Raw genomic sequence first — 24,372 nt, 5'->3', positions numbered from 1 at the left:
AACCGGGCCGGCTTCCATGGTCGCGGCCTGCCAGGATCACGCCGATTCGCCAGGCGACGCGTGTACCCTAGGACATCACAACTGCCTGACGCGGTGGGGTGGCCCATGCTTGCGACTCGTTGGCTCGGTTTGATCCTTTCGTTCGGCCTGCTGATGACGGTCCCTACGCTCGCGCAGGACCAGGCATCGACAGCAGCGGACAACCACGGCACGGCCGACTATCGGCCCTGGCCACACAGCTTCGATGTCGATGGCCTGCATCTGGTATTGCACCATCCGCAGCTCAACAGCTGGGCGGGCAATCAGCTCAAGGGACGGCTGGCGGTCGGGGTGAAAACCGGCGAGCAGGTCGGCAGCGACGGCAAGCCGCATGACGTGATGGTGTACGGCGTGATGTGGTTCTCCGCGCGCACCGATACCAACAAGGCGTTGCGTGAGGTGACGCTGTCCAACATCACGGTGGACAAGGTGTCCTTTCCCACGGATGCGGCGCACCAGGCCCATTACCTGGACGTGCTCAAGGGCATCGTCGCGCGCGGCCAGCAGGTGGCCAACCTCGATACGCTCGAAGCCTCGCTGGCGATCAGCCGCGAAGAGACGCAGGTAAAGAGCGTGGCGGTGCACAACGATCCGCCGCAGATCATCTTCTCGTTCAATCCCGCGTTGCTGGTGTTGATCGACGGCAAGCCCGCACTGAAGCCTACCGGCGTGGCTGGCGTCAGCCGCATCGTCAATACGCGTTCGCTGATCCTGCAGCAGGACGGGCAGTATTACCTGCTGGTGGCCAGCCACTGGCTGCAGGCGACGACGCTGGATGGACCATGGACGGCCATCAAGGCCGCACCCGCCGGGGTCATGCAGGCGGGGCAGGCGGCGGAGCAGGCGAACCTGGTCGATACGCTGGACGATCCCTCCGACGCGCTCAAGCAGGTGTTCGCAGCCGGCAAGCTGCCCGATATCGTGGTGCGCACGCAGCCATCGGAACTGATCATGGTGGACGGCGACCCGCAGTTCGAGCCGATCCCCGGCACCCAGCTGGCGTACGTCACCAACACCGCTTCCGATGTATTTGTCGACCAGGCGCAGGGCAATGCCTGGTACGTGCTGATTTCGGGCCGCTGGTTCAGCGCCGAATCCACCCACGGACCGTGGCACTACGTGGCGGGCAAGGATCTTCCGGATGATTTCGCCAACATCCCCTCCGATAGCCCCAAGAGCGCGGTGCTCGCTTCCATTCCGGGAACGCCCGAAGCGCGCGAGTCGCTGATCGCCAACAGCATTCCGCAGACCGCGGTGGTGAACAGCCGTACCGCCGAGTTGCATCTCAGTTATGACGGCGCGCCGCAATTCAGGCCTATCGAAGGCACCTCGCTGGCGTATGCGTGGAATACCGCCGTGCCGGTGATCCGCGTGAGTCCGGATGCGTACTACGCGGTGCAGAACGGCGTGTGGTTTGCCGCTGCCAGCGCGACAGGGCCGTGGACGGTGGCGCTCGACGTGCCGGCGGTGATCTATTCGATTCCGCCCAGCTCGCCGTTGCACTACGTCACCTATGTCTACGTTTACGGCCATGGCGACGACCAGGTGTATGTCGGTTACACGCCGGGCTATTACGGCACCGTCGCCAGCGATGGCGTGGTGGTGTACGGCACCGGTTATCCGTGCGATTCGTGGGTGGGCGACGCCTGGTACGGCTGCCCGGCCACCTACGGTTTTGGCGTGGCCTTCGGCTGGACCCCATGGGCGGGCTGGAGCTTTGGCTTCGACTGGGGCTGGGAATGGGCATCGGCGTGGTACGGCCCGTGGTGGGGGCCATGGCGTTACTGGGGTGGCCACTACCCGGGCTATTGGGGCGGCGCCATTGCGAGGGTGAACATCTATGGCCGCTGGGGTAACAGCGTGGTGGCCGGGCGTAACGTCGCCTGGGCCGACCCGTGGACGGGCGACCATGGACACGCGGGCCGTGGCGGCTACTTCAACGGCGCCACCGGTGGTCGCGGTGTGGGCTATGCCGGTCGCAACACCCATGCCGACGCGGGCACCACCACGGCGCAGGCCGGCGGTATTCGCTACAACCCGCAGACCGGGCGGGTGAGCGGCCAGGCGGGCGTGGCCGGCGCCTTCCATGCGCAGGGTACGGGCGCTGCGGCGGGTGGCCCCGGCTACATGCATTACGACCGGGCCACGGGTGAGGTCACCCAACGGGGCGCGATCGACGCCAACGATCATGTCTATGCCGGCAAGGACGGTAACGTCTACCAGTACGACCGGGATCAGGGCTGGCAGAGGGTCGATCCCCGGGGCGGCCTTAACCGCATCGCGGGACCGGACAGCAACGATACCGATCGTGATCGCCTGGCCCGCAGCCGCGGTGCCGATGGCGCGGCGTTCGAGCAGCGCCCCGTGCCGGCGCGGCCGCAGTTTGACCGCGGCACTTACGACAACCGTTTCCATGGCGAGATGGGCGGCTTTCGTCCCTCGATGGGTGGGGGACGGTTTGGTGGTGGTGAGCGAAGCGCGGGTGGCGGCGGGTTCCACCATTGAGCAGCTAGAACCCGCGATGCATGCCTTGGCTCGTCGTCCCGGCTTTCGCCGGGATGACGAGCCAGCAGCGAATTCGTTTAGCGCAGGATGCCGTCAGCCTTCAGCTTGGGAATCAGCGTTTGCGCCAGCTCCATCGTGGCCTTGGGAATATTCTTCCTGGCCACGGCCTGGGTGGTCACCGTCCAGACCAGTTTTTCCGAACGCGGATCCCACACGCTGGTTTCCAGCGTGACCACGTCGTATTGCGTCACGTCAGGCGTTGCCGCCCAGGCGCCGCCATACCAGCCGTAGAAGCCGCCATACATCGGGCCGCCGGGCGAGACGCTGATCTTCTGCTCGACCCGCTCCACGCGCGTTACCAGTACGGCGGTTGCACCGCTTGCCTTGACCAGGTCGCGCAAGCCCACCGCGCCTGCATTGCCGGGCGGTATCTGGGTATAGCTGGGCGCGGCCTGGATGCCGGCGGCTTGCAGCTGTTGCGAGAAGGTGTCCTCGAACACATGCCGTATGGTGTCGCTGCGGGAGATGCCCACCACCACCACGTTCGATGCGGGCGGACCCGGCCAGGACGGATCCTTCCACTGGTTGGTGATGCTCACATTGGTCGCGCATGCCGCCAGTACCAGACTGGCGGCGATGAGAAACAGACGCACTGGTTTCATGGCATTGGCTCCGGATGGAAAGTCCAGCCCTGCTAACGGGCGAGGGGCATTGTGCGTTGGCAAGAGTGGAGGTTGCGCGATGGCCGGTGTTGCAACGGCGTGGGCTCATTGGGCCGGCCGCAGCAGCGAGCCGAAGGTCAGGTAGACCGAATTGTGTCCGCCCTGGGCATAGCCGTAGCCGAGGAAGAGGGGCCCCAATGGTGTCTGGATGCCCAGGAACAGGCTGCTGGCATATATCAGCGAGTCGAACCGGACATCGCTCCTGTCATGCCAGGTGTTGCCTGCCTCCAGGCTGGCGCCGATATAGATGGGCGTGGAGAACAGCGCATCCATCTGGCCCGTGCGGCGATACAGCACGGCACGCGCCAGCGCCGTCTGGTTGCCATACAGCGAGCGCTCGGCATAGCCGGAAAGGTTGAGGAAGCCGCCCAGGAAACCCTGTGCCTCGAAGGCGTTCTTGAACGCGGTGTTGTTGTTGTCCAGCACGCTGGACATGCGCAAGCCGAGCAGCAGGTGGTAGCGACTGTCGCTCAGTCCATAGTCCGGCACCCAGTCGGCCACCAGTCGGGCCAGATCGCCATTCACGTTGCTGCCGAGGAACGGGCGATACACCTCGTAATCGAAATTGACGTGGCTGCCGCGGGTGGGGAATTGCGCATTGTCCAGGCTATCCCAGTCCAGGCCGAGCTTGGCCACGCTGTAGTCGCTCGTCTGGCTGGGTGGAAAGGTCGTGGGGCTGCCGATACGCAGGTCGCCGTTGTCGCGGCCTCGTCCAAAGGACGTTTGCAGGCGCCAATGGGGGGATGGCGACCATCCGGTCTCCAGGCCCAGATAACTGCGCCTGATGCGATACTCGGCCAGTTGCGTATTGCCGCTGGAGTTGAACACGGGAAAGTCTTCGTTGCGCAACAGCACGGAAGGCATGACGTAGACCGTGGCGTTTTGCCCAAACGGTTGATAGAACTCGGAGGCCAGGCCACCGATGCGTCCGGCCCAGAACGTGTTGCGCCACTCCGCGCCGAGGCTGTTGATATTGGTGGCCGTGACTTCGGCGGAAATCAGATATTCGCTGCGTCCGGCGAAGTCGTCGTCCAGCTGGAAGCCCAGCTTGCCGTACAGCGGGCCCCAGGGCTTGTCGGTGGGAATGATCAGCAGGCCACGCTGGTCGCCATCCTGCTGCAGCCGGTAATCGATCTGCTGGTAATTGCCCCGGCCATAGATGCTGCCGATCTGCTGCTCCGTCTGCTTGGGATCGAACGGCTTGCCGACTTCGGGATCCATCCGTTCCGCAATGTAGTTGGCGCTGTCCGTATGCTTGGTATCCACCTTGAGGAACGCCACCAGGCCAGGGTCGAACTGGCGTTGCCGATGGCTCGCCGTGTAGTTCGCCCATGCTTGTGGGTCCACCGCCAAGGCGCGCAGCTTGGGTAACGCCGCTTCCGCGGCGGCGCGCCCGATGGCGATGGCCTGGGCGCCACGGTTGAACTCGGCGGCGCTCATGTCGCCCAGCGCCGGATGGATCAGGATGTCATTGGGCCCAAGCGTATCCAGTTGCCGCTGGGTCTTTTCGGCCATCAGCGCGCTCACCATCTGGTTGAGTACCGCGACCGGATTGCTGAGCTCTTCCTTGGTGGCCAGTGGCGAACTCACATCCACCACGATCAGGCGTTCGGCGCCCATGCTGCGCATGACGTCGATGGGCACGTTGTCCATCAGGCCGCCATCGACCAGCAACTGGTCATCGACACTGGTGGGGGCGAAGGCGCCGGGCACCGACATGCTGGAGCGAATCGATACCGCCAGGTCGCCGGAGCCGAACACCACCGGTTTGCCCGCGACAATGTCGGTGGCGACGGCGCGAAAGGGAATGGGCAACTGGTCGAAGTCGTGCACGTCCCAGGTGGAAATCAGCAGGCGCCGCAACAGCAGCAACAGTTTCTGGCCCTGCACCACGCCGGCCGGCGTGACGATGCGCCCGTTCTTGTAGCCCACTTCGAAGTTCAGCAGGTAACGATAGTCGGCGTCCTTGCGGCGCATCGGCATGTCTTCGCGCGCCGGGTTGTCGGAGAACAGGTCGTTCCAGTCCAGCGTGGTGATGATGTCGTGCATTTCCTGCGGCGTGTAACCCGCCGCGTACAGGCCACCGACGATCGAGCCCATGCTGGTGCCCGCGATGCGGCAAATCGGGATGTGTTCGCGCTCCAGTACTTCGAGCACGCCGATGTGCGCCGCGCCGCGGGCGCCGCCACCGCCAAGCACCAGTCCGATGCACGGCGTTGTCGAGGGGGCATGGGGCGTCTGCGCCCAGGCCGGGAGGCAGCCGCACAGCAACAGCAAGGCGATCAGTGCGAGGGAACAGCGCATTGATGGTCCTATTCTGCCCGGGATGGCGCCGCCCCTTGGGCTGGCTGCCGATGCGCCATCGTAAGCCATAAGCGCGATATGGCGTGTCGGTAGATTTACTTATGCGGGGTAGGCCGCCCCTTGGACAGGCGTTGCCTGTCATAAACGAGCACGTGCTGCATCGGCGGCATCGCGCGAGGCGCGATGCCGCCGATGCCGGTTACAGCATGCGCAGCAGTTCCTTCATCAACGGCAGGCGGCGCACACGCACGGCACTGACGCGGAACACGGCATTGGCGAGTGCCGGCGCCGCGGTGGGCATGCCAAGGAAGCTGGCGCCGGTGGGATCGCGATCGCCGGGCACCACGATGACTTCGGTGGTATCGGGCAGTTGCGCCATGCTGGCCAGCGGGTATTCCTTCCAGTTGTGCTGCTGGACCTGGCTGTCCTTGTAGCTGATGGACAGGTTGAGTGCGGTCGACAAGGCGTCGAGGGTGGCGCCGGCCACTTGTCCCTCCAGGCCGGTGGGATTGATCACGCGGCCCACGTCCACCGCGCACACGGCGCGCTCGATATTGAGGCGGTCGCCCTGCAGCGAGGTTTCCACGGCGTGTGCCACGTAGGCGCCGTCGATGTGCCAGCAGGCGATGCCGAAACCGTTGACGGTGCGCAGCCAGTTCTTCCACCCGATGCGCTCGGCCACCAGCTTGAGTACGTTGATGAGGCGGCCGGTGTCCAGCGTGCGTCCGTCGCCGAGCGGGATCATGCGCGGCTCGCCGATCAGGCGCAGGCGCGTGACCAGCGGGTCTTCCTTCAGGCTGTGCGCGATCTCGTCGATGAAGCTTTCCACCGCGAACGCATTGCTCAGGTGCGGCATGCCGCGTGCCGGGCCGCGCAGCATGGCCGAGGGCAGGGAATACCAGTCGCTGCGCAGGTTGGGTACCAGCCCGGCGGGCAACTGGTGTGCATCCACTTCGGACGTCCACAACCGGTTGTCGGCCACGCCTCGCTGCGCCAGCGCCGAAGCACTGGCCATGCGCTGGTTCCAGGTGACGATCTGGCGCTTGCCGTCCAGCGTGGCGCTGAATTTGTGCACGCAGGCAGAGCGGTAATAGTCCTGGCCGAGATCCTCGTCGCGCGTCCACATCAGCTTGACGGGCTTCTCCACTTCCTTGGCCAGCATCACCGCTTCGGCCACATAGTCGTGATCGAGGCGCCGGCCGTAGCCGCCGCCGACGCGCGGCACGCGGATTTGAATCTGCGTGGGGGTAAGGCCGGCGAGGCGTTGCACCACCTTCCATGCCTGCTGCGGCGCCTGGGTGGGCACCACCAGCGTGGCGCTGTCCTTGTCGAGGCGCACCAGGCAGTTCATCGGTTCGGCGGTGGCGTGGGCCAGCCATGGCTGCACGTAGGTAGCCTCGACACGCCGCGCCGCCTTCTTGCTGGCTGTATCGACATCGCCGTCATTGCGCACGCGTGCGGCAGGCACCGCGTTCTTGTCGTTGACCAGGTCGGAAGCCTGTTGTTCGAACCAGGCACTGCTTTCGCTCTGGCTGCCGGCTTTCCATTGCAGCTTGAGCTTGGCGCGGCCCTGCAGCGCGGCCCAGGTGTTTTCGGCGACTACGGCCACGGCAGGCGCGCGCACTGTCTGCCCGAGCGGAATACCCGCTTCTGGTTTGAGCTGCACCACTTTGACCACGCCCTTTACGGCCATGGTGTCGGTGGTGTCGAGGGAGTCCACGCTGCCATCGGGCCAGGGACAGTGGCTGAGCACGGCGACCAGCGCATCACCGGCATAGTGGTCGAGCGCATAGAGCGCCTGCCCGGTGACGATGGTGCGGGCATCCACGTCGCCGGCCGGCTGGCCGATCAGGGTGTAGCGATCCGGGGTCTTCACCGCCACCGGCGAGGTGGGCGGCGCGATGGTGGCGGCAGCCTCGGCCAGCGAGCCGTAGCCAAAGCGGCGGCCGTCGGGGGCGATGACATTGCCTTCCTCGCAGCGCAGCCGGTCGGCCGGCACGCCGAGGTGGCGCGCGGCGGCCTGCAGCAGCAGCCAGCGTGCGAGCGCGCCGGCCTCGCGCAGGTCGGCCCAGGCAGCGGGGATGGAATCGCCCAGGCCGCTGGTCTGGTGGCCATAGGTCCAGTGCGGCTTGCCGTTGTCGTCGTCCACGCCCAGGCCAAGCGGCACCACGCTGACGCGGGTCCAGTCGGCGTCCAGCTCGTCGGCGATGATGCGCGGCAGCGAAGTGGCCGTGCCGGTGCCGGTATCGGGGTCGCGCGCGCCGATGATCACGTTGCCGTCGGCATCGATACGCACATAGGCGCCCAGGCCGTACAGCGTATCGCCCAGCAGTGCGGGAGGCACCGGCACATCGGCGGCCCCGGCCACGCGGATGCCTACCACCAGCGCGCCGGCGGTGCCGGCCAGCACCTGCAGGAAACGGCGGCGGGAAAGCTGCACGGTGTTCTGATTGCCGACGCTCATGCGTGGGCTCCATTGGCCACGCGCTTGATCGCACGGCGTACGCGAGTCTGGCACCCGCAACGGCAGAGATTGGGCAATTGATCGATCTCGTTGTCACCCGCCTGCGGGTGGCGATTGAGCAGGTCCAGCGAGGCCATCAGCCAGCCGGGCGTGCAGTAGCCGCAGCCGATGGCATCTTCGTCCACGAACGCCTGCTGCAGCGGGTGCAGCTTGCCGTCGGCCGCGGCCAGGCCCTCCACCGTGGTGATCGACTTGCCGGCCAGCTCGGCCACCGTCATGTGGGTGGCCGATGCGAGCTTGCCATCGACCAGCACCAGGTCGTAGCCGCCTTGGCCGTGCTCGCCGCTGTACTTGGTGCCGGTGAGGCGCAGCACGTCGCGCAGGTACCACAGCAACGGCATCTGCGCGTCGCCGGTGTGGCGGTAGGCCCTGCCGTTGATCTCCAGATCGACGCCGTCGCGCACCTTCTCGGGCACGATGGTGTTGCTCGGTGGGGGCGTCAGTATCTGGTCTTGCGCGTGCGCCATCGGTTCAGGCCTCCTTCTTGATCCCCGCATTGTGGCATCGCAGGGCCTTGCTTAGGAGGTGACCCGGCTGAACAGGCGTCGCCACACCAGGTAGACCGGGATGCCGGCGGCCATGATGAGCAGGCCGATGCCGGTGTTGACCGGGCTGCTGCGCAGGCTCTGCACCATCACCAGACCGATGGTGGCGATGAAGATCAGCGGCAGCAGCGGGTAGCCCGGCACGCGGAAACTGACCTGCGTCCCCTCGTGCCTGCGGTACCAGAACAACGTGCCCACGCCCACGGCGCAGGCGAGCCAGTCGCCAAAGGTGGCGTAGTCGAGCAACTGGCCGTAACTGCCGGACCACACCAGCACGATGGCCCAGCCCGAGAGCAGCAGCAGCGCGGTGTTCGGCGTGCGGTGCTGCGGGTGCAGCCGGGCCACGCTGCGGAAGAACAGGCCGTCCTCGCCCATCACCTGCAGTACGCGGGCGCCCGCCACCAGGGTGATGTTGCAGAAGCCCAGCGCGGAAATCGCCACACCCACCGCGATCAGCTTGGCACCGGCGGTGCCGAACACGCGCTGCATCACGTCGGCGGCAGGCGCCCGGCTGGCGGCGAGGCCCGCGTGGCCGAGCACCGCCAGGTAGGCCAGGTTGACCAGCGCGTAGGCCGCGATCACCAGCAGCATGCCGATCAACAGGGCGCGGGGCAGCGTGCGCTGGGGCTCGCTGACCTCACCGGCCAGGTTGTTGAGATAGGTAAAGCCGGAATAGGCGAACAGCACCGGCAGCGCCGCGCCCATGAAGCCCACATGGGCCGTCTGGGGGTCGGTGGCCAGCATGCCGTGGCCATGCACGCCGGCCAGGCACAGGCCACAAACCACCAGCACCGCGACGGCCAGCAGCTTGAGCAGGGTGAACAGGTTCTGCACCTGCGCACCCAGGCGCAGGCCAAACAGGTTGATCAGCGCCACGAACACCAGCGCGCCAATGGCCAGGTTGGTCGTGGCCGTGGCCGGCAGGCCGAACAGGGAGGCCGCGTAGCTGGCGAAGATCGTGGCTACCGCAGCCGTTGATCCCGAATAGATCACCAGCAGCATGCTCCAGCCGAACAGGAAACCCGCCAGCGGCCCGAACGCCTCGCGCAGGTACACGTAGCTGCCGCCCGCATGGGGGCGCCGGGCGCCCAGTTCCGCGTAGCAGAGTGCGCCGATCAGGGTGAGCAGGCCCGCGCCGATCCACATCAGCAGTAGCGACAAGCCCGAGGACGTGCGCATCGCCACGACGTACGGGTTGAGAAAAATGCCGCCACCGATGATGCCGCCGACCACGATCATGGCCGCGTCCCACGGGCGGAGGCGGCGTACGTAACCGCCAGTCGTCGAGGTGTCGCTCATAAATACCCGCTGCGGGAAATTCCGGCGAGGATGGCGTGGAAGACACGCATCAGCAAGCCCTGCGGCAGGCGGGTGCTGGGCGGAGCAGAAAAAGCCAGTACCTTGGCAATCGTCGACCATGGGCTCGTACTGCGAAGCTGCGCGCCCATGGCGTCCTTGGGTTTCTGGCCGCCTTGGCCGAAGCCCGGCTCGCGCCTCATGTCGCGACGCCCAGGCGACTGCTGGCCATGCAAGACCTGGATGCGGCCGGGGATCGCGCTATGTCGCATCCCGTTTCAGATAACGGCGTCCTTGCCCCATAACGCCTCCATGCTTACGGCAAGGTCCAGCTCCTCCAGGTCCACTACCTCACTGATCGCATGCGCATCGGTGTCGATGCGGCGGCGGATGGGCGTGGCGACGCGCAGGCCATCATGCGTGGTGATGGAGGACACCTGTGGCGCCAAACTGTTTTTGCCACGATGGGTCACCACACCGATGCTGCCATTGCGCAGGCGAACCCCCGTGCCGGGCGGATAAATACTCAACGTCTTGATAAAGAGGGTGGCGATTTTGGCGTCGACCTTGGCGCCGTCGTTCAGGAAAAGCCAGCGCAACGCCAGGTTGGGTTGCAAGGGGGGGCGATAGTGGCGTCCGGCCACGCGAGCGCAATAGACATCGGCCAGCGCGAGCAAATGTGCTGGCAGTCCGATTTCCTCGCCGCGCTTTCCCGCGGGATAGCCGCTGCCATCGGGCCTTTCGTGGTGGTCCTGCACGGCTTGGAGCCACACGGTGTCCCCAACAGAGCGGTCTTGCAGCAAAGCAACACCGCGTTGGCAATGGCTTTGCACCGCGATGTTCTGTTCATCGTTCAGTGGCCCCTTCACCGACAGCAATTGCTGCTGAAGATCCAGCATGCCGATGTTCATGGTCAACGCGGCGGCCATGATCGAGGCCCGCTCGGCAGTCGATAAACCCAGTACGGCACCGGTCAGTTCACAGGCTATGGCGGTATTGACCATGTGGCGAATCGCATACGGTCCGTCACGTTGAAGCACGATGGACGCCAGCGAGAGATCCGCATTGGCATGGCAGGCGCGATGCAGCATCTGGCCAATGCGTTTGGTCTCCTGGACGAAATCCACACCTTTCGCATCGTCCAGCAGTGACTGCAGCCGTCGCCGGGCAGCGACGATCAAGGCAAGCGGACGATTAGCGGAAGCGGGATCGCTCGGTTGATCGTGATTCCCATCCGAGTAGCCATGGTCATCGAAATAGGCGGTGCGAATCAGCCGTTCCACCTGCGCCGCACTGGTGAGGGTTTCGCCTGCGCGCAGCAGCAGCTTGCCTTTGGCGTCGTAAGCATCGTAGGGCAATGGCACTCCTACATGCACTTCCCCGGATTGGATCTGTCGTTTTGGCACATGTCCTCGCCAGTGATGGTCCCGTGCAACAGGGCTTGGCGGCGTTTCCCATCGCTAACCGCGACAGCTCCAGGGAGGGGAGACGGCGAGCACTCCTGACCGGCCCTACACCTGTTCATCGGCCATCCGGGGTCTGGGCTTGAGGGCATGGGGCGAAATAAAGGCGTGGTGGCAGCGAGCGGAGCCCTGCTGGCCCGGCTCAAGCGCATGCAGTCCTGCCGCCTTCGTCTGGAACCAGCCCTGGCTTCATCGGCGTCGCGGCAGGGGTCGAGCAGCGGTACATCCGGCCCGGCAAGTCACGACGCGATCGCTGCCGGGCCCGCTGTCCCAAACCAAAGCCCCAGGGAAGTGCCTGGGGCTTTGGTCCATGCCGGCCGATCGATTTCCCGCGATGCGGGGTATCAGAACACGCTGAGGAACAGTGCCAGGTTGGTGACGTTGAGCGTGCCGAGACCTGCTCCCGGCTCATAGCCGCCCACGCCCTTGTAGAACCAGTTGTCGCCCGAGCGGATATCGTTGAAGGCCGAGAACGGCCCGTAGCCGAAGATGTTCTGCAACGGATACACCTGCGGGTTCCAGAAGCCGATACGACCGTGGGTCGACTGCTTCAGCAGGGCGGTGATGCCGTTGAGCTGCGGTGCGACGAAGCTGGTGCCGCCTTCGAACGTCAACAGGCCCGAGCCGTCCGTCGAAGAGACAAAGCTGTAGCCGGTTTCCGGGTCGGCGTTGAGCGCGATGTCCGGTTCGTTGCGGCCGCGATAGTTGGACGGCAGCGTGTAGTTGATGCCATATGCCGGCGCGTAAAGCGTCTGCTTCTTCTCGCTCTGGCGCACGCCGGGGGTGAATTGCTGGTAGAGCGGCACCGGCCAGAACACGCTCACGCCGCCGCCGCCGCCGGTGGAGTACAGCTCGTCGAGAATATCCTCGCCGAGATTGGTGATGAAGTAGTTGGATATGTAATCCCAACCCCAGACGCCTTCCTTGGTAATCGATGCCGTGGGGCCGCCGCCGAAGCTGTAGGTGAAGGGCACGGTGGTGCCGCCGGCCGAGGTGATGAACGGATCGGACCCGGGTGCGTCGATGGTGAGCGGCGGCGGCACCGGATCGCTTGGCAAGCCGCCAATGTCGCGTACCGTGTCATAGGCGCCCGAGTCGCCGGCCGCGGCGAACAGGGAAATGCCTTGCGCGGCCGCCTCCAGGAATACCTGATGGAAGGCGCGCAGTTCGTCCGTATAGTCGACGCCGCCGTTGGTCTGCGGGAAGTAGAACACCTCAGGCTCGCCCCAGCTCACCGAAAGGCTGTCGACCTTGTTGTCCGAGATGGCCTGATTGAACACGTCGAAGAAGCCGGCGTCGGTATTGGGTGCGTCGTAGACGATGATGTCCGCCCACGGCGCCAGTCCGCCGGACTGTTCCACGTCGATGGAGGTTTCGCCCGAACCCGCATCCGAGCCGAGCTCGCCGCCGCCGTCCACGTGCACCTGCGTAATGCGGTTGGGCTTCACCGGCAGCCCGATCGTGCTCCAGTAGCTGTAAGCGTCCGCGGGCAGGAAGTTCGCCAGCGTGGCGATGCCGATGGTGGCGCCGCGGCCGTTCACGCCAGCCTTGTACAGCGGATTGATGTTGTAGCGGTTGGCGACGTCGCCCACGGTGAATTCGCCGGGCGTGCAGGTGGCCGTCGCATTGCCCGTGCAAGTGCTCTTGGCGGGTGCGGCGGCGGCGCTCTTTGCCAGCGCATTGGCCTTGACGCCTGGCTGCGTCGGCGAGAACGCACCGACGTGATGCGTGCGGTACTTCGCCTCGGTGCTGAGGCCCGACGCCACCACCAGCGTGCCCGACAGCGCGGACGGCAACGTCGGCGTCGCATTGGGTCGATGGAAGGTCGTTCCGTCGCTGGCCTTGTAGTCGTGAATGGACGTCTGGAAGGCCTTGTTGAACTGGCCGATGGTGCCGCTCACCTTGATCGCCAGGTGATTGGGCAGCAGCTCGACCTGGGTCAGCCCCTGCTGCTTGATGAAGGCCTGCACCTTGGCGATGTCGCTGGCCGCGGCGCCGTACTGGTCCGCGAACTGGTCGGTGGTGAGGAAACGGTGGTAGGAGGGATTGCCCTGGGTGACCGTGCTGTAGATGAAGTTCTCCAGCGAGGACTGGTTGCGCAGGCCAAGGACCAGCGTGACGTTCACGGTCTGGCTCGGGTTGCTCGGTCCGAGATCTGCTGCTGACGAGCTGCCGGCAGCCAGGCTGGCGGTGGCGTAGCCACCCAACAGCAGTGCAAGGGACATCACGAGCGACTTGCGGTGCAAGTTCGAGAGCATGGGTCGTTTCTCCAAGGGTGGAAACGGCGGTGCCGGTCGATCACGGCGTCACCCAAGCGACGCCCCGCCAGTCGGCAAAACCGTTAGTCATACGGACGTGATCTCTTTCCCCACAACCCAGGCGGCCCCCTGAAGATCATCCGCGCTGGCCGTCCGAACCTAGCGGTCCGCGAGTCGACATGGAAGTGACTGAATTGACGAAATATGTTGCGGATTCCGCTTGGCGCCTCAAACGCCGCCGCAGAAAATTGCGCCTACAACTTCTGACCTAGGGTCCGCGCTCCAGCGCGGCCTGGCGGCCTGTTTTCGAGGTCGGGGGCCATTTGCGGCACAATAGAAGGGTTGTGCGTCGTGGACAGCCTGTTGCGACGCCGAATTCCCCCGGAGTCGAAGCAGCCGCCATGACCACCATCAAGCAAGACGATTTGATCCAGTCCGTCGCCGACGCCCTGCAGTACATCAGCTACTACCATCCCGTCGACTACATCACCAACCTCGCCGCCGCCTACGAGCGCGAGGAGTCGCCGGCCGCGAAGGACGCGATAGCGCAGATCCTGATCAACTCGCGCATGGCCGCCGAAGGCCACCGCCCGCTGTGCCAGGACACCGGCATCGTCACCGTGTTCCTCAAGGTGGGCATGAACGTGCGCTGGGACGCCACGATGTCGCTGGAAGACATGGTCAACGAGGGCGTGCGCCGTGCCTATAACGACCCGGACAACAAGCTGCGCGCCAGCGTGCTGGCCGACCCGGCCGGCAAGCGCACCAACACCAAGGACAACACGCCGGCGGTGATCAATGTGTCGATCGTGCCGGGCGACACCGTCGACGTGATCGTGGCCGCCAAGGGCGGCGGTTCGGAGGCGAAGTCCAAGTTCGTGATGCTCAACCCGTCCGATTCCATCGTCGACTGGGTGCTCAAGACCGTGCCGACCATGGGCGCCGGCTGGTGCCCGCCGGGCATGCTGGGCATCGGCATCGGCGGCACCGCCGAGAAGGCGATGCTGCTGGCCAAGGAAGCGCTGATGGAGCCGATCGACATCCAGGACCTGATTGCGCGCGGCCCGAAGAACCGCGCCGAAGAGCTGCGCATCGAGCTGTATGAAAAGGTCAATGCGCTGGGCATCGGCGCGCAGGGCCTGGGCGGCCTCACCACCGTGCTCGACATCAAGGTGAAGGATTACCCGACCCACGCGGCGAACCTGCCGGTGGCGCTGATTCCCAACTGCGCGGCCACCCGCCACGCGCACTTCACGCTGGACGGTTCCGGCCCGGTGATGCTCGACCCGCCGTCGCTGGAAGACTGGCCCAAGCTCACCTACGACGCCAGCAAGGGCCGTCGCGTGAACCTGGACACGGTGACCCGCGAGGACGTCGCCAGCTGGAAGCCGGGCGAAGTGCTGCTGCTCAACGGCAAGCTGCTTACCGGTCGCGACGCCGCGCACAAGCGCATGGTCGACATGCTCAACAAGGGCGAGCCGCTGCCGGTCGATTTCAACGGCCGCTTCATCTACTACGTGGGCCCGGTCGATCCGGTGCGCGACGAAGTGGTGGGCCCGGCTGGCCCGACCACCGCCACGCGCATGGACAAGTTCACCGAGCAGGTGCTGGCGCAGACCGGCCTGCTGGGCATGGTCGGCAAGGCCGAGCGCGGCCCCGCCGCCATCGAGGCGATCAAGAAGCACCGGTCGGTGTACCTGATGGCCGTGGGTGGCGCGGCGTATCTCGTGTCCAAGGCGATCAAGGCCTCGCGCGTGGTCGGCTTCGCCGACCTGGGCATGGAAGCGATCTACGAGTTCGAAGTGCAGGACATGCCGGTGACCGTCGCCGTCGATTCGGCCGGCACCTCGGTGCACCAGACCGGGCCGAAGGAATGGCAGGCGCGTATCGGCAAGATCCCCGTCGTCGTGGCCTGATGTTCCGCTTCCTCTCCCCTTTGGGGGGGAGGATCGAGGTGAGGGGCGGGTGCTCGCGTAAACCTCTCACTCCTGTCATCCCTGTTTGCGCAGGGATGACGGCTCCATTGGCGCCATGCGTCGCCGCATTTAGCCATCCAAACGCCTCAGTCTCCGAGCGGTTGCATTCCACCTGCTGCGGCGCAACACTGGACGAATTGTCTTCCCCAGCCACCACCGAAGGTACTCGTGAACCCGCAAAGCCCCGCGTCGCTTCCTGCCGACGCATCCTGGATCGTGATGAAGTTTGGCGGCACCAGTGTCGCCACCCTGCCGCGCTGGCAGAACATTCTGGAGCTGGTAGCCAGCCGCCGCGCCGAAGGCGCCCGCGTGCTCGTTGTCGTTTCGGCACTCTCCGGCATCACCGACGCACTCAAACAACTGTGCGCACAGGAAGACAAGGGCAAACGCATCGAGGCTGCCAAGGCGATCGCACAGCGTCACTACGACCTGCTCGATCACATGCAGCTGGCGGTTCCGGACACCCTCGGCACACGCCTCGCCGAGCTTGCGCAGCTGGCCGAGGATGGCCCTTCGCAGCTGGGCGAGCTGGCCTGGGCGGCGCTGGTGCAGGCGCACGGCGAGCTGATGTCCAGCGCGCTGGGCTCGGCGTTCCTCACCCATAGTGGCCTGCCCACGCAGTGGGTGGATGCGCGCGACTGCCTGGCGGCCATCGCGCTGCCCAACCAGAACGAGCGCACCAAGCTGCTCTCGGCGATGGTCGAGGCCAAGCCCGATCCGGTCCTGGGCGCGCGCCTCGCCGCGCTGGGCGAGGTGTTCATCACGCAAGGCTTCATTGCCCGCGAATCGCAGGGCCGCACGGTGCTGCTCGGCCGTGGTGGTTCGGACACGTCGGCCTCGTATTTCGGCGCGTTGCTGAAGGCGCAGCGCGTGGAAATATGGACCGACGTGGCCGGCATGTTCACCGCCAACCCGCGCCAGGTACCCAGCGCGCGCCTGCTGCAGCGGCTGGACTACGAAGAGGCCCAGGAAATCGCCTCCACCGGCGCCAAGGTGCTGCATCCACGCTGCCTGTCGCCGCTGCGCGAGCCGCGCGTGCCGTTGCTGATCAAGGACACCAACCGGCCCGAGCTGGAAGGCACCCTGATCGGCCCCGAGGTGCGCGAGCACGCGCCCAGCGTGAAGGCCATCAGCGCGCGCAAGGGCATCACCCTGGTGTCGATGGAATCGGTGGGCATGTGGCAGCAGGTCGGCTTCCTCGCCGACGTGTTCGCGCAGTTCAAGCAGCACGGCTTGTCGGTGGACATGATCGGCTCGGCCGAAACCAACGTCACCGTGTCGCTGGACCCCACCGAGAACCTGCTCGATTCCGACGCGCTCGCCGCCTTGGCCAGCGACCTGGCCAAGGTGTGTCGGGTGAAGGTGATCGCGCCGTGCGCGGCCATCACCCTGGTCGGCCGCGGCATGCGTTCCATGCTGCATACGCTGTCGGGCGTGCTGGCCGAGTTCGGCCAGTTGCGCGTTCACATGATTTCGCAGTCGTCCAACAACCTCAATCTCACCTTCGTGGTGGATGAAAACGTAGTGGACGAGCTGCTGCCGCACCTGCACGAGCTGCTGATCACCGCCGGCGCGCTGCGCACGGACGACAGCGCGCTGTTCGGGCCCAGCTGGCAGGCGCTGTACGGCAGCGGCGAGGTATTGCCGCCGGCGGCGTCGTGGTGGCGCCAGGAGCGTCGCGCCGAGTTGCTTAAGATTGGCGCCGAGGCAACGCCGCGCTACGTCTACCACCTGCCCACCGTGCGCCAGCAGGCGCGCGAGCTGAAGACGCTGGGCGCGGTGGATCGACTGCACTACGCGGTGAAGGCCAATACGCATCCGGCCATCCTCAAGACGCTGGCCGAAGAAGGCTTCGGCTTCGAATGCGTATCGCCGGGCGAGCTGAAGGCGGTGATGGCGGTGGTGCCCGCATCGGCGCCGCTGCTGTTCACGCCCAACTTCGCCCCGCGCGAGGACTACGCCTGGGCCCTGACCACCCGCGCCACGCTGTCGCTCGATTCGCTCTATCAGCTGGAACACTGGGGCGAGCTGTTCCGCGGTCGCGAAGTGGTGCTGCGTCTCGATCTCGGTCGTGGCCTGGGCCATCACGAGAAGGTGCGTACCGGCGGCAGCGGCAGCAAGTTCGGTCTGCCGGTCGAACAGCTGGATGCGTTCCTGCGCCTGGCCGATACCCATGGCGTGAGCGTGCGCGGCCTGCATGCCCACCTGGGCTCGGGCATTCTCGACGACAGTCACTGGGGCGAGGTCTACGGCCAGCTGGCCAGCCTGGCCGAGCGCATCGGCAGCGTCACCTTCCTGGATATCGGCGGCGGCCTCGGCGTGCCCTCGCATCCGGGCGAGGCGCGGCTGGACATCGCGGCGCTGGACAAGGTGTTGCGCGAGGTGAAGGCCGCTTACCCGCACTACCAGTTGTGGATGGAGCCGGGCCGCTACCTGGTGGCCGATGCCGGCGTGCTGCTGACCAAGGTCACCCAGACCAAGGGCAAGGGCAACGGGCAGATCCGCTACCTCGGCGTGGACACCGGCATGAACAGCCTGATCCGTCCCGCGCTGTACGAGGCCTGGCACGAGATCGTCAACCTCACCCAGTTGGATCAGCCCGGTACCGGACTATTCCAGGTGGTGGGCCCGATCTGCGAGAGCGGCGACGTGCTGGGCACGGATCGCCGCCTGCCCGAGCCCAAGGAGGGCGACGTGATGCTGATCGCCCAGGCCGGCGCGTATGGCAAGGTGATGTCCTCGCCGTACAACCTGCGGGACGAGGCTGAGGAAATCATCCTCGAATAACCCTCATTCCTTCACTTCTCCCTCTCCCCTCCGGGGAGAGGGTTGGGGTGAGGGGCGGGTGCTCGCGAAAACGCCACCATCGGGAGCGCTCAAGGACGAAGCGTTTACACGTCGATCGAGCTCGCAGTTTGCGGGCTGCGCAGACCGGAGCCGAGCAACTGCTTTGGTGCCGACTGCGCAACCGCCATTTGCAAGGCTGGAAATTCTGGCGCCAGCACGAAATCGGCCAGTACATCGTCGATTTTGTCTGTCCGGATGCTGGTCTGATCGTGGAGCTGGATGGCGGGCAGCATGGCGATCAACAGGTTTATGACGAACGCAGGACCTGCGAGCTGCAGGCCATGGGCTACAGAGTCCTGCGTTTCTGGAACAATGACGTACTGACGAACATTGACGGCGTGCTAGAGGTGCTGCTGGAGGCTTTGGCCGGCCCCGGCCCCTCACCCCAACCCTCTCCCCGGAGGGGAGAGGGAGCACGACATGGAGACTGAGGCGTGACAACCGACATCCAACCCCGCCTGACCCAGGTATTCCGCTTCGTGCGGTGCAGCTATGCCGATGGCGTGGCCGAGCTGGTGTATGCCTTCGACCATGGCGAGGAGCTGATCGAGCGTGTGCGCTTCCCCAATGCACCGGCCCTGCCGGCCGGCCATCGGGAAGCGTTCGATCAGGCATTGAAGCTGCTGCACCTGATCGCGGGCGTCAGCTACTACAAGGCCGGCGTGTCGCCGCGCATCGACGTGGCTGGCGGTCCGCTGGACGACGCCACCGCTGATCTGCTCGACGCGCTGTATCTGCACGGGCTGGCCGAATTCGCCTATCGCAACGGCCTGGACCTGCGCGGACGCATCGCCTTCCCGCGCGGCGCCGCGGCCCGGCCGGCCGCCAAGGCGCTGGGCTTGCCGCATCGCACCCTGGTGCCGATCGGTGGCGGCAAGGATTCGCTGGTCGCGGTGGAGGCGATCAAGTCCATCGGCGGCGACGCCACTGCCGTGTGGGTCGGCAATTCGCCACTGATCGCCGCCTGCGCCGAGCGCACCGGCCTGCCCACGCTGAACATCCAGCGCGAGCTGGCGCCAGGCCTGTTCGAATTGAACCGCCTGGGCGCGTGGAACGGGCACATCCCGGTGACCGCGGTGAACTCCGCCATCCTCGCCGTGGCGGCCATCCTCTACGGCTACGACAGCATTGCGTTCGCCAACGAGCGTTCCGCCTCGGCGGCCACGCTGGAGTACGACGGCCAGCAGGTGAACCACCAGTGGAGCAAGGGCTATGCGTTCGAGGTGTTGCTCGGCGACTGGCTGCACCAGCACGTGGCTGCCGATCTCGACTACTGCTCGCTGCTGCGCCCGTATTCGGAATTGGCGGTGACGCGCGCGTTCGCCAAGCTCACGCCGTACTTCGACGTGTTTTCCAGCTGCAACCGCAATTTCAAGCTGCTCGGTCCCAAGCCGGCCGATCGCTGGTGTGGGCAGTGTCCGAAGTGCCATTTCGTATTCCTTGCACTGGCGCCGTTCCTGGCCAAGCCGCGCTTGCTGTCGGTCTTTGGCCGCAACCTGCTGGACGACGAGAACCTCGCGCCCGGCTTCGACGCATTGCTGGAATACCAGGACCACAAGCCCTTCGAATGCGTGGGCGAGGGCGCCGAGGCGCGCGCCGCCATGGCTGCGCTGAGCCAGCGTTCGGAATGGCAGGAAGATGCCTTGGTGGCACGCTTCCGCAGCGAAATCCTGCCGCAGCTCGATGTGCAGGAACTGGCGCTGGAGCCGTGGCTGCAGCCTTCCGGCGAGCAGCGCATTCCGCCGCGGTTGCAGTCGGCGCTGGCCTTTTTCGCGTGAGCTTTCGTTCGCCGTTGCGCATCGCCGATCTCGCAGGCAAGCGCGTTGCCATCTGGGGTTTTGGCCGTGAAGGACGGGCCGCCATCACGGCGATCCGTTCACGCCTGCCGCAGTTGCCGTTGACGCTGTTCTGCAGCGAGACGGAAGTGGCGGCCGCGCATGCCTTCGATCCCGCGCTCGATGCGCATGGTGAGGAACCCGATGCCAGCGCGCTGTCGATGTTCGACGTGCTGGTGAAGTCGCCGGGCATTTCGGCCTACAAGCCGGCGCTGCTCGCGGCGCGCGAGGCAGGCATCCGCATCACCTCCGGCACCGCGCTGTGGTTTGCCGAAAGGCCGGATGCGCGTGTCGTCGCCGTGACCGGCACCAAGGGCAAGAGCACCACCACTGCCTTGCTCGCGCATCTGGCGCGCAGCCTGGGCGTGCGCACCGCGTTGGCCGGCAATATCGGCATGCCGATGCTGGAGCTGCTCGATCAGCAGGCGGAGTTGTGGGCCATCGAGTTGTCCAGCTTCCAGACTGGCGAGGCGGGTCCGGTGGAACTGGGCGTCATCACCAGCCTGTACGAGGAGCATCTCGACTGGCACGGTTCACGCGAGCGCTATCTTGAGGACAAGCTCAAGCTTGCCGGCGTTTCGAAGCAGCTCCTGGTGAATGCGCTGCAGCCGTTCCTGCTGGAACGCACCGCGCACCATCCGCACCGCATCGTGTTTGGCGACGTTGCGGGTTGGCATGTAGCGGGTGGCTTCATTCGACGCGGCGCCGAGTCGGTGTTCGACGTCGCCGGCCTTGCCGTTCCCGGTGAACACAACGCGCTCAATGCCTGCGCCGCGCTGGCCGCGCTCGAGGCGATGGAGTTCGATGCCGTGGCCGCGGCACCGTCGCTGGCTACGTTCCGGCCGCTGCCTCATCGCCTGCAGCCGATGGGTGAGCAGGGCGGCATCGCCTGGATCAACGACTCCATCAGCACTACGCCGCAGGCCACGCTCGCCGCGTTGGCCAGTTTGCGGGGGCGGGCGGTCACGGTGATTGTGGGTGGTCATGATCGTGGCCTCGACTGGAGCGATTTTGTGGGGGCGATGCGCCGCGCCGCGCCTCACGCGCTCATCGCGCAGGGTGCCAATGGCCCTCGTATTGCCGGCGCATTGCGCGACGCGGGCGTTCCGGTCGAGGAGGTTGCCGATCTGGCGGCGGCCGTCGAGCGTGCCCGCGAACTCACGCCGCAGGCTGGCGTGGTGTTGCTGTCGCCCGGCGCGCCGAGTTTCGATCAGTTCCACGACTATGCCGAGCGTGGTCGACGCTTCGCCGAACTGGCCGGTTTCGACAGCCACTCCATCACGGGTATCGAAGGCCTGGGTATCGGCTAAGCGTAGCGGCCCGGTCAGTACTAGACTCTGTCGACCGACGTCTTGCGGCTAGGCCACGCCTGCCGCTGGATGGCCATCGTCATGGCCTTGGCGTTCCGCGTCGGCAGCTAGATCGTGACGTGGGAGTGATCACCATGAGCGACATACAGCGTCTCAAGGTTTTGCGCATCGTGCTGGTGGTAGTGGGCGTAGCCTGCCTCGGGGTGTATCCGCTGATGCTGCTCTGGCCTTCGGGCTGGGCGTGGCATTCGGGTTATTCGGATTACCCGATGATGATCGTGGGCGTCTACGCCACGCTAGGCGTGTTCCTGATCCGGGCCGCGCGCGATCCGCTCGCCAACCTCAGCCTGATCTGGTTTGCCGTGTGGTCGAGCGTGGTGCATGGCGCGATTATGGCCGTGCAGTCTTTTGCCCATGCCGGGCATATGGGCCATCTGCTGGGCGATGTGCCGGTGTTGTTCATCGTGGCCATCGCGTTGGGCGTGCTGACGCCACGCGGCGACAAGGCGAGGGCGTTGCGGGTGACGGCATAAAACGAAAGAGCCGCGTCCCTTGCGAGACGCGGCTCCTTGATGGCCCAAGGGCAACGGCTTACCAGATCTTCACGCGATCGGCCGGCGCCAGGTACAGCGTCTCGCCCGGCTTGGGCTGGAACGCGTCATACCAGGCATCGAGATTGCGCACGGTCTGGGCGCGGAAGCGGCCCGGTGCATGCTCGTTGCTGATCACGCGCTGGCGCAGAGCGGCATCGCGGATCTTTTCGCGCCACGACTGGCCGAAGGCGAGGAAGAAGCGCTGGTCGCCGGTGAGGCCGTCGATCACCGGGGCGGGCTTGCCGCCGAGCGACTTCTGGTAAGCCGCATAGGCGATGGTCAGGCCCGACAGGTCGGCGATGTTTTCGCCCAGCGTCTGCTGGCCGTTCACGTGCAGGCCCGGCAGGGCTTCATAGGCGTTGAACTGCTCGACCAGCTTCTGGCCGGCGGCCTTGAAGTGCGCCTGGTCTTCCGGCGTCCACCAGTTGGCCAGGTTGCCCTGCGCGTCGAACTCGGCGCCGAGGTTGTCGAAGCTGTGGCTGATCTCGTGGCCGATCACCGCGCCGATCGAACCATAGTTCGCGGCGGCGTCCGCCTTCGGGTCGAAGAACGGCGCTTCGAGGATGGCGGCGGGGAAGTTCAGCGCGTTCTGCAGCGGCAGGTTCACTGCGTTCACCGTCTGCGGCGTCATCCACCATTCGCCGCGATCCACCGGCTGGCTCAGCTTGGCCAGCTGGTGCTCATACTCGTATTTCTTGGCGCGCTGCTGGTTGCCCAGCGCGTCATCGGCGCGGATATCCAGCGTGCCGTAGTTGCGCCAGGTATCGGGGTAGCCGACGCTGACGCGGATGCTGGCGATCTTGGCCTTGGCCTTCTGGCGGGTGGCGGGGGTCATCCAGTCCAGGTGATCCACGCGTTCGTCGAAGGCGGCGAGGATGTTCTTCACCATCTGCTCGACTTCCTGCTTGGACGAGGCGGGGAAGTACTTCTTCACGTAGATCTGGCCCACCGCGTCGCCCAGGGCGACGTTGGTGCTGGCGATGGCGCGCTTCCAGCGGTCACGCTGCTTGGGCGTGCCCGAGAGGGTCTGGCCGTAGAAGCCGAAGCTGAGGTCGGCATAGGCCTTGGGCAGCAGGCTGGCGCTTTCGTTGAGCGCGTGGAAGGTGAGGTAATCCTTCCAGGTCTGCAGCGGTTCGCTGGCGGTCAGCGCGGACAGGCCCTTGATGCCGGGCAGCTGCCACACGTCGATGATCTTCTGCTGGTCGAGGCCGGCGGCCTTGAAGTAGGTGTTCCAGTCCAGGCCCGGCGCATTCTTGGCGAACGAACCGAGCGGCCACGGGTTGTTGGCCTTGTGGATGTCCTGGCTGTCGACGATGTCGACCTGGGCCTTGGCGATCTTGGTTTCCAGCTCGAGGATGGCCTTGGCCTTGGCGTCGCTATCGGCCACGCCGGCCTGCTTGAGCAGGGCGGCGACATAGGCCTGGTACTTTTCGCGCGTGGCGACCATGTCCTTGTCGTCGGACAGGTAGTAGTCGCGCGTGGGCATCCCCAGGCCACCCTGCAGCAGGTAGGGGATGTTGTGGGTGGCGTCGTCCAGGCCGTGCGAGACGAACAGGCCGAACAGGTGCTCGGTCTCGAAGTTGGTGGCGTTGACCGGATCGACGTCGGCACGCAGGCCGCTGCCCAGCACGCGGGCCAGGTCGGCCCGGCTGGCGATGGCGTCGATCTGCTTCAGCTCGGGCTGCAGCGGCGCGAGGCCGCGCTTCTCGATGGTGGCTTCGTCCATGAAGGCCGCGTAGTAGTCGGCGATCTTGCGCTCGTCGCTGCCGGCCGGCGCGTTGCTGGCGGCCGCGGCCTTGATCAGGTCGGCGTTGCGCTGCTCGGCCTTCAGGAATACCTGCAGGAAGATGCCGGTGCTGGAGCGGTCAGCGGGAATCTCGGCGGTCTTCTTCCAGTTGCCGTTGGCGTAGTTGTCGAAATCGTTGCCCGGCAGCACGCTGTGGTCGATGCCGGCCAGATCGATGCCGCTGGGGCCACGGGCCGGTGCCTGCGCCGCCACCGGTACCACCGGCGGGGTCGCCAGGGCGCAGGTGCTGGCCAGCGCCGCTGCGGTGAGAATCCAACGAAATTGCCGCATGAGCGGTCTCCTGGGTGGGTAAAACGCCAACGATAGTCCGTTGCTCCATCGGGCGGGGCATGACTTTTGGGCTAGGCG

General features: G+C 65.9%; 16 protein-coding genes. 7 read left to right on the top strand and 9 right to left on the bottom strand.

All coding sequences use genetic code 11. The features are described from left to right. Positions 1 to 105: 105 nt before the first annotated feature. Positions 106 to 2,544 carry a hypothetical protein gene (locus MJ606_RS02075; protein WP_243047752.1) on the top strand — a complete coding sequence of 813 codons (2,439 nt, stop codon included), beginning with the start codon at positions 106 to 108 and terminating at the stop codon, positions 2,542 to 2,544. A 77-nt stretch (positions 2,545 to 2,621) separates the two neighbouring features. Here MJ606_RS02075 and MJ606_RS02070 read toward each other — a convergent pair whose 3' ends face one another. From MJ606_RS02070 to MJ606_RS02035, 8 genes are all read right to left on the bottom strand, one after another. Next, a complete protein-coding gene (locus MJ606_RS02070) occupies positions 2,622 to 3,206 on the bottom strand; it encodes a hypothetical protein (protein WP_243047751.1) in 585 nt (194 codons plus the stop codon). Between the two features lie 105 nt (positions 3,207 to 3,311). Then, complete coding sequence (locus tag MJ606_RS02065; RefSeq protein ID WP_243047750.1) at positions 3,312 to 5,570, bottom strand: patatin-like phospholipase family protein; 2,259 nt, start codon at positions 5,568 to 5,570, stop codon at positions 3,312 to 3,314. A 199-nt stretch (positions 5,571 to 5,769) separates the two neighbouring features. Continuing rightward, positions 5,770 to 8,034: a molybdopterin cofactor-binding domain-containing protein gene (locus MJ606_RS02060; protein ID WP_243047749.1), complete on the bottom strand. Its 2,265-nt coding sequence runs from the start codon at positions 8,032 to 8,034 to the stop codon at positions 5,770 to 5,772. Next, complete coding sequence (locus MJ606_RS02055; RefSeq protein WP_243047748.1) at positions 8,031 to 8,561, bottom strand: (2Fe-2S)-binding protein; 531 nt, start codon at positions 8,559 to 8,561, stop codon at positions 8,031 to 8,033. Before MJ606_RS02055 ends, MJ606_RS02060 begins: the two co-directional genes overlap by 4 nt. Positions 8,562 to 8,612: 51 nt before the next feature. Next, entirely contained in the window at positions 8,613 to 9,938 is a 1,326-nt protein-coding gene (locus MJ606_RS02050; protein WP_243047747.1) for an amino acid permease, read from the bottom strand. Next, a complete protein-coding gene (locus tag MJ606_RS02045) occupies positions 9,935 to 10,138 on the bottom strand; it encodes a hypothetical protein (protein WP_243047746.1) in 204 nt (67 codons plus the stop codon). The genes MJ606_RS02050 and MJ606_RS02045 overlap by 4 nt, the downstream gene beginning before the upstream one ends. Positions 10,139 to 10,213: 75 nt before the next feature. Continuing rightward, positions 10,214 to 11,299 (bottom strand): HD domain-containing phosphohydrolase, encoded by a 1,086-nt coding sequence (locus MJ606_RS02040; RefSeq protein ID WP_243047745.1) that lies wholly within the window; start codon positions 11,297 to 11,299, stop codon positions 10,214 to 10,216. Between the two features lie 443 nt (positions 11,300 to 11,742). Further along, a complete protein-coding gene (locus tag MJ606_RS02035) occupies positions 11,743 to 13,656 on the bottom strand; it encodes a S53 family peptidase (protein WP_243047744.1) in 1,914 nt (637 codons plus the stop codon). A gap of 401 nt (positions 13,657 to 14,057) precedes the next feature. Between MJ606_RS02035 and MJ606_RS02030 the strand changes: the two genes are divergently transcribed. From MJ606_RS02030 to MJ606_RS02005, 6 genes are all read left to right on the top strand, one after another. Further along, complete coding sequence (locus MJ606_RS02030; RefSeq protein ID WP_243047743.1) at positions 14,058 to 15,572, top strand: fumarate hydratase; 1,515 nt, start codon at positions 14,058 to 14,060, stop codon at positions 15,570 to 15,572. Positions 15,573 to 15,800: 228 nt separating this feature from the next. After that, positions 15,801 to 18,419 (top strand): bifunctional aspartate kinase/diaminopimelate decarboxylase, encoded by a 2,619-nt coding sequence (locus MJ606_RS02025; protein ID WP_343214786.1) that lies wholly within the window; start codon positions 15,801 to 15,803, stop codon positions 18,417 to 18,419. Positions 18,420 to 18,466: 47 nt separating this feature from the next. Further along, positions 18,467 to 18,910 (top strand): endonuclease domain-containing protein, encoded by a 444-nt coding sequence (locus MJ606_RS02020; RefSeq protein ID WP_243047742.1) that lies wholly within the window; start codon positions 18,467 to 18,469, stop codon positions 18,908 to 18,910. 3 nt (positions 18,911 to 18,913) lie between these two features. Beyond that, positions 18,914 to 20,257 (top strand): UDP-N-acetyl-alpha-D-muramoyl-L-alanyl-L-glutamate epimerase, encoded by a 1,344-nt coding sequence (murL, locus tag MJ606_RS02015; RefSeq protein ID WP_243047741.1) that lies wholly within the window; start codon positions 18,914 to 18,916, stop codon positions 20,255 to 20,257. Positions 20,258 to 20,271: 14 nt separating this feature from the next. Continuing rightward, on the top strand, positions 20,272 to 21,624 hold the full coding sequence (murD, locus tag MJ606_RS02010) for a UDP-N-acetylmuramoyl-L-alanine--D-glutamate ligase (RefSeq protein ID WP_243048563.1): 1,353 nt from the start codon (positions 20,272 to 20,274) through the stop codon (positions 21,622 to 21,624). 134 nt (positions 21,625 to 21,758) lie between these two features. Further along, entirely contained in the window at positions 21,759 to 22,157 is a 399-nt protein-coding gene (locus tag MJ606_RS02005) for a DUF6632 domain-containing protein (protein ID WP_243047740.1), read from the top strand. Between the two features lie 58 nt (positions 22,158 to 22,215). On the opposite strand, the gene MJ606_RS02000 is transcribed toward MJ606_RS02005, so the two are convergent. Further along, on the bottom strand, positions 22,216 to 24,294 hold the full coding sequence (locus MJ606_RS02000) for a M13 family metallopeptidase (protein ID WP_243047739.1): 2,079 nt from the start codon (positions 24,292 to 24,294) through the stop codon (positions 22,216 to 22,218). Positions 24,295 to 24,372 lie beyond the last annotated feature (78 nt).

This window comes from Dyella sp. RRB7 (assembly GCF_022761115.1).
In the GTDB taxonomy this organism is placed as follows: domain Bacteria; phylum Pseudomonadota; class Gammaproteobacteria; order Xanthomonadales; family Rhodanobacteraceae; genus Dyella.
Note: the sequence above shows the minus strand (reverse complement) of the source record. Positions and strands in the feature narration are given on the sequence as shown.